Origin of the sequence: Streptomyces calidiresistens, from assembly GCF_014141525.1 — a bacterium.
GTDB lineage: Bacteria > Actinomycetota > Actinomycetes > Streptomycetales > Streptomycetaceae > Streptomyces > Streptomyces calidiresistens.
The window spans coordinates 1-10,328 of record NZ_VKHS01000110.1 but is presented as its reverse complement, the minus strand read 5'-3'; the positions used below and the strand labels follow the sequence as shown (position 1 = coordinate 10,328).

At 72.9% G+C, this 10,328-nt stretch carries 9 protein-coding genes; all 9 read left to right on the top strand.

Annotation, left to right across the window (positions count from 1 at the left end; translation table 11 throughout):
- The first annotated feature begins 283 nt into the window (after positions 1-283).
- Complete coding sequence (gene folC / locus FOE67_RS07415; RefSeq protein ID WP_323384431.1) at positions 284-1,762, top strand: bifunctional tetrahydrofolate synthase/dihydrofolate synthase; 1,479 nt, start codon at positions 284-286, stop codon at positions 1,760-1,762.
- On the top strand, positions 1,762-2,094 hold the full coding sequence (locus FOE67_RS07410; protein WP_182661725.1) for a DUF4233 domain-containing protein: 333 nt from the start codon (positions 1,762-1,764) through the stop codon (positions 2,092-2,094). The genes folC and FOE67_RS07410 overlap by 1 nt, the downstream gene beginning before the upstream one ends.
- 395 nt (positions 2,095-2,489) lie before the next feature.
- On the top strand, positions 2,490-2,903 hold the full coding sequence (gene ndk, locus FOE67_RS07405) for a nucleoside-diphosphate kinase (RefSeq protein ID WP_182661723.1): 414 nt from the start codon (positions 2,490-2,492) through the stop codon (positions 2,901-2,903).
- A gap of 322 nt (positions 2,904-3,225) precedes the next feature.
- A complete protein-coding gene (locus FOE67_RS07400) occupies positions 3,226-4,245 on the top strand; it encodes a rod shape-determining protein (RefSeq protein WP_182661729.1) in 1,020 nt (339 codons plus the stop codon).
- A 187-nt stretch (positions 4,246-4,432) separates the two neighbouring features.
- Positions 4,433-5,500, top strand: coding sequence for a rod shape-determining protein MreC (mreC, locus tag FOE67_RS07395; RefSeq protein WP_182661720.1), 1,068 nt, complete (start codon positions 4,433-4,435; stop codon positions 5,498-5,500).
- A gap of 1 nt (position 5,501) precedes the next feature.
- Positions 5,502-6,233, top strand: coding sequence for a rod shape-determining protein MreD (gene mreD / locus FOE67_RS07390; RefSeq protein WP_182661718.1), 732 nt, complete (start codon positions 5,502-5,504; stop codon positions 6,231-6,233).
- Positions 6,230-8,332 carry a penicillin-binding protein 2 gene (mrdA, locus tag FOE67_RS07385; protein ID WP_182661716.1) on the top strand — a complete coding sequence of 701 codons (2,103 nt, stop codon included), beginning with the start codon at positions 6,230-6,232 and terminating at the stop codon, positions 8,330-8,332. Before mreD ends, mrdA begins: the two co-directional genes overlap by 4 nt.
- Positions 8,333-8,455: 123 nt before the next feature.
- On the top strand, positions 8,456-9,649 hold the full coding sequence (locus tag FOE67_RS07380; protein ID WP_182661714.1) for an FtsW/RodA/SpoVE family cell cycle protein: 1,194 nt from the start codon (positions 8,456-8,458) through the stop codon (positions 9,647-9,649).
- A gap of 165 nt (positions 9,650-9,814) precedes the next feature.
- Positions 9,815-10,328, top strand: a 514-nt coding sequence (locus FOE67_RS07375; RefSeq protein ID WP_182661712.1) for a CHAD domain-containing protein, incomplete at its 3' end; no start/stop codon positions are given.

Below are 10,328 nucleotides of genomic sequence, written 5' to 3'. Positions count from 1 at the left end.
GCTGCAGGCCCTGGTCGGCCCGGAACCGGCGGACCTCGGTCACCAGTCGCCGCACCTCGCCCAGCTCCCGCTCGGCCGCCTCGTCGCGGAACCCGCCGGCGGTCGGCCCCCTCCGCCCACCGGTCGCGACCGGGCCATCCGTAGAATCGGGGGTGTGAGTGACAGCACCGGCGCCCCCGGCTCCCCCGACCCGGCCGACCGTCCCGAGGAGGGCGGCACCGAGCCGTCGGCGCACCCGGAGGAACCCGTCGAGGTCTCCCCGGCCGACGTCGCCTTCGAGGACATCGTCGGCACGGAGACCGACCGCGACCCCGACCTCGCCGTCATCGAGGCCGGCAGCCGCACCCTGCGCGCCTCCGTCGGCCCCGCCGCCGGCGCCCTCGAACAGCTGCCCGGCACCCCGGAGGACCCGGCGGTCGCCGAGGCCCTGCGCGAGGTGGAGAAGGAACTCCTGGACCGCTGGCCCGAGACCCGCCTCGACCCCTCCCTGGTCCGCATCGAGGCCCTGATGGACGTCCTCGGGGAGCCCCAGCGCGGCTACCCGGCCATCCACCTCACCGGCACCAACGGCAAGACGACCACCGCCCGCATGATCGAGGCCCTGCTGGGCGCCTTCGACCTGCGCACCGGGCGCTTCAGCAGCCCCCACGTGCAGTCCATCACCGAGCGCATCAGCCTCGACGGCCGGCCGATCGCCGCCGAGCGCTTCGTCGAGGTCTACCGCGACCTGCGCCCCTACCTCGACCTGGTGGACGCCGGCCAGGAGCACCGGCTGTCCTTCTTCGAGGTGCTGACCGCCATGGCGTACGCCGCCTTCTCCGACGCGCCGGTGGACGTCGCCGTGGTCGAGGTCGGGATGGGCGGCTCCTGGGACTGCACCAACGTCATCGACGCCGGCGTCGCCGTCCTCACCCCCATCGCACTGGACCACACCGACCGCCTGGGCGACACCCCCGAGCGGATCGCGGTGGAGAAGGCCGGGATCATCAAGTCCGGCGCCACCGTCGTCCTCGCCCGGCAGACGGTCGAGGCCGCCGCGGTGGTGCTGCGCCGCGCGGTCGAGGTGGACGCGACCGTCGCCCGCGAGGGCATGGAGTTCGGCGTGCTCTCCCGCGAGGTGGCCGTCGGTGGCCAGTTGCTGACCCTGCGCGGCCTGGGCGGCGAGTACCCGGACGTCTTCCTCCCCCTGCACGGCGCCCACATGGCGCACAACGCCGCCGTGGCGCTCGCCGCCGTGGAGGCGTTCTTCGGCATCGGCACCACCCACGCCCGCACCCTGGACCCGGAGATCGTCCGGCAGGCCTTCGCCGCCGTCACCTCGCCGGGCCGGCTGGAGGTGGTGCGCACCGGCCCCACCGTGTTGCTGGACGCCGCCCACAACCCGGCGGGGGCCGCGGCTACCGCCGAGGCGGTGGAGGAGTCCTTCGGCTTCAGCCGGCTGATCGGCGTGGTCGGCGCGACCGTCGGCAAGGACGTGCGGGGGCTGCTGGAGGCCTTCGAACCGGCCTTCGCCGAGATCGTCGTCACCCGCAACAGCAGCTCCCGGGCGGTGGACCCGGACGAGCTGGCGGCCATGGCGGTCGAGGTCTTCGGCGAGGACCGGGTGCGGGTCGAACCCCGCCTGGACGATGCCATCGAGGCGGCCGTCTCGCTCGCCGAGGAGGACGACGAGGCGGCCGGGTACGGCGGCGTCGGGGTCCTGGTCACCGGTTCGGTGATCACCGTGGGCGAGGCCCGCCTGCTGCTGGGGGGTGAGCGCTGATGCGGATGCTGTGCGCCGCCACCCTGATCGCCGAGTTCATCGTGCTGGGCCTGGCGGGCCTGGTCGCGATGGCCCTGACCGACGTGCCCACCGGCGTGCTGTGGGCGGTGTGCGGCACCGCCATGGTCGTCAGTCTGCTGCTGTGCGGGATGCTCAACCGCCGGGCGGCCGTCCCGGTGGGGTGGGCGCTGCAGATCGGGCTGATCGCCAGTGGCGTGTTGGTGCCCGCGATGTTCCTGCTCGGTGGCCTGTTCGCCGTGCTGTGGTGGGCCGCCATCCACTACGGCCGGGAGATCGACGCCATCAAGGCGGCCCGCGCCGCCGAGGGCTGAGTCGACCCCTCGCCACCGGGACCCGCCCACCGGCGCGGGGCGGGTGGGTTCCCGCCGGACGGTGGGGGAGCGGGTCTCCCCGGCGACCCCGGGGCCCCGGGCACCCGGGGGCGCTGATGCCCGGCGACCCGGGGCACCGTTTCCGGGGCGCCCGCCCGTCCGTCCCTCCCCGTCGCCGGGAACCGCCGCGCACCGGTGCCGGGGCGGTCCCGACCGGCCCCGCGGCGGGGACCACCCGTCCCGGCTTCCGGGCCCGGCTGGGGAATCCCGGCCCCGGGCGGGTATCGTGCGATCATCCCGCTTCCTCCGTGAGCGACCGCGCACCGTCGTGCGCGGGTACCGTCCGGGGCCCGGGAAGCCCGGGCCCGCGCATCCCACACCCTGGAGCCGTTTCCATGAGCCAGCGCACCCTCGTTCTCCTGAAGCCCGACGCAGTGCGGCGCGGACTCATCGGTGAGATCGTCGGACGGATCGAGGCCAAGGCGGGGTGGCGGATCACCGCGCTGGAGCTGCGCGAACCCGACCGCGCCACCCTGGAGACGCACTACGCCGAGCACGAGGGCAAGCCGTTCCACCCGCCGCTGCTGGAGTTCATGGCCTCCGGTCCGTCCGTGGTGATGATCGTGGAGGGCGAACGGGTGATCGAGGGCATGCGGGCCCTGGCCGGCCCCACCGACCCGATCGCCGCGCCCCCCGGCTCCATTCGCGGCGACTACGGAACGATCGTGCGCGAGAACCTGATCCACGCCTCCGACTCGCCCGACTCCGCCGAACGCGAGCTGAAGATTTTCTTCCCCGGTCGCGACTGATTCGCCACCCGTCCGCACCGCTGATTCACCATCGGACGAAAACCCGCCCGTTCGGCCCCCCCTGCGTCAATGCGTTGCGCCATCGGGGTCGGTACGCTCGAAAGACGGGAACCCTTCACCCGAACACGACGTCACCATGACGACGCCCGGGGCGGGTTCCGCCGACAATGGCGGGGAGGGCGTACCCGCGCCCCGTGTTCGTCCGGCCGTGGATACGATGACGGCACCGCGATCCGCGGGCCGGTTGTCACCGCATCCCCGCCGACCTCCACGCACACATCGCTCCAGCTGGAAGGCCAGACGTATCCCCATGGCGAACAATATGTCGTTCATCGGCCGTGACATGGCAGTCGACCTCGGGACGGCCAATACGCTGGTGTACGTCCGGGGGCGGGGGATCGTGCTCAACGAGCCGTCGGTCGTCGCCATCAACACCAACACCGGCGGCATTCTCGCGGTCGGCGCCGAGGCCAAGAAGATGATCGGCCGGACCCCCGGCAACATCGTGGCCGTCCGTCCGCTGAAGGACGGGGTGATCGCCGATTTCGAGATCACCGAGCGGATGCTCCGCTACTTCATCCTGAAAATCCACAAGCGTCGTTATCTGGCCCGACCGCGCGTGGTGGTGTGCGTGCCCTCCGGTATCACCGGGGTGGAGCGTCGTGCCGTCATCGAGGCCTCCACCCTGGCGGGGGCCCGCCAGGTGCACATCATCGAGGAGCCGATGGCCGCGGCCATCGGCTCCGGCCTCCCCGTCCACGAGGCCACCGGCAACATGGTCGTCGACATCGGCGGCGGCACCACCGAGGTGGCGGTGATCTCCCTGGGCGGCATCGTCACCGCGCAGTCCATCCGGGTCGCCGGCGACGAGCTGGACAACGCGATCATCCAGCACATCAAGAAGGAGTACAGCCTCCTGCTGGGCGAGCGCACCGCCGAGAACATCAAGATCACCATCGGCTCCGCCCACGACCTCGGCGAGGACGAGCACACCGAGATCCGCGGCCGGGACCTGGTCAGCGGTCTGCCCAAGACCGTGGTCATCTCCGCGCAGGAGGTGCGCAAGGCGATGGAGGAGCCCGTCAACTCCATCGTGGACGCGGTCAAGACCACCCTGGACAAGTGCCCGCCGGAACTGTCCGGCGACATCATGGACCGCGGCATCGTCCTCACCGGCGGCGGCGCGCTGCTGCGCGGCCTGGACGAGCGGCTGCGACAGGAGACGGGCATGCCCATCCACATCGCCGAGGACCCGCTGGACTCCGTCGCCCTGGGCTCCGGGAAGTGCGTGGAGGAGTTCGAGGCGCTCCAGCAGGTGCTGGACGCCCAGCCGCGGCGCTGAGCCGGGCGACGGTGCCCCGGTACCGTGACGCCCGGCCCGCCGGATCGTCCCGGTGGCCGGCGGCGCCCGTCCGACCCCACCGCGTGCCCCCGGGCACCTCTCCGGGGTCCCGGGCCGGAGCGGGGAAGCGACCCCGCCCGACCCGGAGCCCGCTCCGCAACGAACCAGAAAGGCACGGCCGCCCCAGGTGAGGGACACACGAGAGAGCCGGCTGCTGCTCGTCCTGCTGGTCTCCATCGCGTTCGCGTTGATCACGATGGACCTCCGCAGTGGTGAGGAGTCGCCGCTCGACGGCCCCCGCGAGGTCGCCGCCGGCGTCCTGGGCCCGGTACAGGCCGGCGTGGCCGGGGCCGTCGACCCGATCGCCAACGCCGTCTCCGCCGTCCGGGACTCCGGACGCCGGCACGACCGGATCAGCGAGCTCGAACGGGAGAACGCCGAACTGCGCCAGCAACTCGGCGGATCCGAGCACCGCGACTCCCGCATCCAGCAACTCGACGACCTGCTGCGCACCGCCGGCGCGGGTCGCTACGGGATCGTCGGGGCCCAGGTCATCGCCATAGGGCCCGCCCAGAACTTCTCGCGGACCATCACCATCGACGCCGGGCGCGAGGACGGCCTGACCCGCGACATGACGGTCATCAACGGTGAGGGCCTGGTCGGCCGCGTCACCACCGTCGGTCCGCGCACCGCCACGGTCCTGCTGGCGAGCGACCCCAACTTCACCGTCGGCACGCGCCTGGAGGGCAGCGACGAACTCGGGTTCGCCACCGGCCGCGGCGACAACATCCTGGACGTCCAACTCCTCAACCACCGGGCCTCCGTCCAGGCCGGCGACCGCCTGGTCACCTTCGGTTCCTCCGACAACAAGCCGTTCGTGCCCGGTGTGCCGGTGGGCGAGGTCGTCGAGGTGGAGGCCGCCGCCGGTGACCTGACCCGCACCGTCCGGGTCCGGCCCTACGTCGCCTTCACCCGTCTGGACCTGGTGGGCGTCGTGGTCGAGCCGCCGCGGGAGAACCCCCGCGACGCCGTGCTGCCGCCCCGGCCCGAGGAGGAGGCGGGCACCCGCCGCACCGCCGACGGGGACGACGCCGGGAACGCCCGAAACGACGACGCCGACGACGCCGGGGACACCGCCGACGGGCCGGACGGGGCCGACGACACCGACACCGGGGACGGACCCGACCCGGACGACCCGGGGACCGCCGGGGCCGGAACCGGGGACACCGCCGACGCGAGCGCAGGAGCTGACTGACATGCGGCTGAACCGCACCCTTCTCGCGATCGTCCTGCTCGTGCCCGCCCTGGTCCTCCAGGTCAGCATCCTCGCCAGACTCCAACTCCCCGGCGCCGTCCCGGACCTCCTGCTGCTCACCGTGCTCGGTCTGGCCCTGGTGTACGGCCACGTCGGCGGCGCCCTCGTCGGGTTCGCCGCCGGCCTGCTGGCCGACCTCTCCCCGCCCGCCGACCACGCCGTGGGACGCTACGCCCTGGTGCTGTGCGTCATCGGCTACCTGGCGGGCCTCACCAGGCCCGAGACCGGCCGGCATCGCTCGGCCACCGTCCCGATGGCCGTGGTCGCCGGCGCGGCCGTCGCCTCCACCCTGCTCTACGCGGGCGTCGGCACCCTCGTCGGCGACACCGCCGCCGACACCTCCGGCCTCATCGCGCTGGCCCTCACCGCCACCCTGTACGACCTGCTGCTGGCGCCCTTCGTGGTGCCCGGCGTGATGGCCCTGGCCCGCAGATTCGAGAACGACCCGCTCGCCGGGGACCAACAGGCGCCCACCGCCACCGACTCCGCCGCCTCCTGGAGCGGCGCGTCCCGGCGGCGCGGCCTGCGCCGCCCGCGCACCGGCCGGCTGCTCGGCAAGCCGCTGGGCGGCACCGGCCTCACCGGCTCACCCCTGACCGGGCGCCGGCCCCGACGCGGCGCCGGCGCTGCCGGCCTCGGCGGGGTGAAGGTGAAGGGGGTCAAGCGGCTGTGACCAACATCCCCGAGACCGGCCGGACCACCCGGGTCACCATCCGCCTGGTCGTGCTGCAGATACTGGTCTTCTCCCTCCTGCTGACCCTCGGCGGCCGGCTGTGGTACCTCCAGATCCGCCAGGGCGACGAGTTCGCCGCGGCGGCGGCCGGCAACCACGTCCAGCAGGTCGTGCAGCCCGCCGTGCGCGGGTCCATCGTGGACGCCCGGGGCGTGCCGCTCGCCGACAACGAGACCCGCCTGGTGGTCTCCGCCGACCGCTCCGCCCTGATGCGCATGCGCGACGGGGGGGCGCAGGTCCTCGCCGACCTCGCCGAACTCCTGGACATGGACCCGGAGGAGGTGGCCAACCGGGTCCGGCTGTGCAACGCCGAGACCCCCCAGCCCTGCTGGAACGGCTCCCCCTACCAGCCCATCCCGATCACCGACGAGGCCACCACCCGGCAGGCCCTGCAGATCCGCGAGCGCGCCGAGGACTTCCCCGGCATCAGCGCCGAACCCACCGCGGTGCGGCGCTACCCCGCGCACTTCGACGCGCGCACCGCGCAGGTCCTCGGCTACCTCTCCCCGGTCACCGACGAGGAGGTCGAGGAGGCCCGGGACACCGACTCGCCGCTGCTGCGCTCGGACCAGATCGGCCGCTCCGGCCTGGAGCGCACCTACGACACCTGGCTGCGCGGCAGCGCCGGCGTGACCCGCTACGAGGTGGACAAGTACGGCCGCGTCATCGGCCAGGCCGAGGGGGACCCGGCCGCCGCCGGCGCCAACCTGGTCACCAGCATCGACGCCCGGGTCCAGGCCGTCGCCGAGAAGGAACTGGCGCAGGCCATGGAGGAGGCCCGCACCCAGCGCGACACCATCAGCGGACGTCCCTACGAGGCGGACTCCGGCGCCGTCGTCGTCATGGAGTCCCGCACCGGGCGGATCGTCGCCATGGCCTCCCAGCCCGACTACGACCCCAACGTGTGGGTCGGGGGCATCTCCGCCGACGAGTACCGGCGGCTGACCGGTGAGGACGCCAACAACCCGCTGCTCAACCGCGCCACCCAGGGGCAGTCCCCGCCCGGCTCGACCTTCAAGGTCATCACCTCCACCGGGGCGGTCAACGCCGGCTACCCCTTCGACGGCCGGTACGACTGTTCCTCCTCCTACAGCATCGGCTCCACCACCTTCCGGAACTTCGAGTCCCGCGGCTACGGCCCGATCACCCTGGGCCAGGCGCTGGAGGTCTCCTGCAACACCGTCTTCTACCGCATCGCGCACACCGAGTGGCAGAAGGACGGGGGCATGAACCCCGACGACGACCCGAACGACTGGCTGTTCAAGGCGGCCCGCCAGTACGGCCTCGGCAGCCCCACCGGCATCGACCTGCCCGCCGAGGCGAGCGGCCGGGTGCCGGACCGGCAGTGGAAGCGCGAGTACTGGGAGAGCCAGAAGGACAGTTGGTGCGAGATGGCGAAGTCCGACGCCAACGACTTCGCCCACCGACTCGCCCGGGAGAACTGCGAGGACGGCTGGCGGATGCGGGCCGGTGACGCCGTCAACTTCTCCATCGGCCAGGGCGACGTGCTGGTCACCCCGCTCCAGATGGCGGTCGTGTACGCCTCCATCAGCAACGGCGGCACCATGTGGCGCCCGCAGGTCGGCAAGGCGATCGTCGGCGCGGACGGCACCGTGCTGGAGGAGTTCGAGCCGGAGGAGATCGGGAAGTCCCCCGCCACCGAGCAGACCATACGGCAGATGAAGGCGGCCACCGAGGACGTCATCACCCGGGGCACCGCCTCCTGGCGGTTCATCGGCTGGCCGCAGGAGCAGATCCCGATACACGCCAAGACCGGTACCGCCACCACCGAGGGCAAGCAGTCCACCTCGTGGCTGGCGACCTTCACCGACGACTACACGATCATCATGACCATCTCGCAGGCGGGTACCGGCTCCGGTGCCTCCGGCCCGGCCGTGCGCCGCATCTACGAGGCGATGTACGGCGTGGACGAGGAGGGGGACATCGACCGCTCGGCCGCCCTGCTGCCCGCCCCGCTGGAGGAGTTGCCCGAGATCGACGAGAACGGCACCATCGTCGCCGACCTCTCGGAGCGGTGATCGACACCCGATGACCACTCCCATATCCGCGCCCCGCGTCCCGCGCCGGTCGCCCATCCCATCCCGTGCGGTGGGGACCCGCCCCGCCGCACGGGTCCCCACCGGCGGACGAGCGAGCCACCGATGAGCATTCACAGCTACCCCCTGCCCAAGCGGGGCGACAACCGCCCGGTCTGGCGCCGGCTCCTCGCCCGCGACTCGATCTTCCGCCGCGTGGACTGGATCCTGCTCGCGGCCGCCGGCGCGCTCTCCCTGCTCGGCTGCCTGCTGGTGTGGTCCGCCACCCGCAACCGCACCGGCATCACCGGCGGCGACCCGCAGTTCTTCCTGATCCGCCAGGGCCTCAACCTCGCCATCGGCGTCGCCCTCGCGGTGGGCGTCATGTGGCTGGGACACCACCGACTGCGCGGCGCCGCCCCCGTGCTGTACGCCGTCTCGGTGGGCCTGATGCTGTTGGTCTTCACCCCGCTGGGCACCGAGATCAACGGCCAGCGCGCCTGGATCGCGATAGGCGACTGGACCCTGCAACCGGGAGAGTTCGCCAAGGTCGCGGTCATCCTCTCCATGGCCCTGATCCTCGCCGCCCGGGTGGACACCGCCGACCGCACCCACCCCGACGGGCGCGCGGTGCTCCAGGCGCTCGGGCTGGCCGCGATACCCCTGGCCATCGTCCTCGTCGACGACATGGGCATGGCCATGGTCATCGCCGTCATCGTGCTCGGGGTGCTGCTGGCCTCGGGCGCCTCCCTGGTGTGGACCGCCGGCCTGGTCGTCGCCGGTGTCGCGGGCGCCGTCCTGGTGTGGACCCTCGGCGTCCTGGACGAGTACCAGATCAACCGCTTCGCGGCCTTCGCCAACCCCGACCTCGACCCCACCGGCGTCGGCTACAACACCAACCAGGCCCGCATCGCGATCGGCTCCGGCGGCCTGACCGGCTCCGGCCTGTTCCGGGGGACCCAGACCAGCGGGCAGTTCGTGCCCGAGCAGCAGACCGACTTCATCTTCACGGTCGCCGGGGAGGAACTGGGCTTCGTCGGCGCCGGCGGCATCATCCTGCTGATCGGCGTCATCCTGTGGCGGGCCCTGCGCATCGCCCGCGGCGCGACCGACCTGTACGGCACGATCATCGCGGCGGGCATCGTCGCCTGGTTCGCCTTCCAGTCCTTCGAGAACATCGGGATGGCGCTGGGCATCATGCCCGTCGCCGGTATCCCCCTCCCCTTCGTCTCCTACGGTGGTACCGCCATGTTCGCCTCCTGGATCGCGATCGGGTTGCTCCAGTCGATCCGCATGAAGCGCAGTCTCTCCGCCGCCTGAAACCCGCCCGCGACCCGCCCGGGCCCCCGGTACCGCCGAACGGCGGTACCGACCGGCATCGCTACGGGTCCGTGACCTCGATCGGGACATACCGCCCGCGGCCGGGGGGAAGGGGAGCGGCGATCCCTCCGGGGCGACGGGACAGGCCAACGAAGGGCGAGATCCATGTCCGGCACCACCCACTCCGCATCACCGGCACCCCCCGGCCCCCCGGCGACCGACACCGCCGGTCACCTCGTGCTCCTCTACGCCCGGCGTCAGGTCCGGGCCCTGCGCGACCTGCGGAACCCGGTGCGAAGGGGCGATCCCGACGCCGTGCACCGGATGAGGGTCGCCTGTCGTCGGCTGCGCAGCTGTCTGCGCACCCACCGCACCGTCCTCGACCGCGAGCGGACCCGCGGGGCGGTGGAGGGCCTGCGGACCCTCGCCGCCGAGCTGGGCGCCGAACGGGACCGGGAGGTGCTGCGGCACCGCCTGCTGGGGCAGCTGCGGGAACTCCCACCGGAGTTGATCCGCGGGCCGATCGAGGAGCGCATCCGCGCCCACACCGCTCCCGGCGCCCGCACGGCACCGGGGGAGGCCGTGGAGGGCATCCCCCCGGGCCTCCCCGAGGGGGACGACGGGAAACGCCCTCCCGGCTTCGCGGGACTCACCGTCCGCTTCCCCGGCTCCCCCGGCC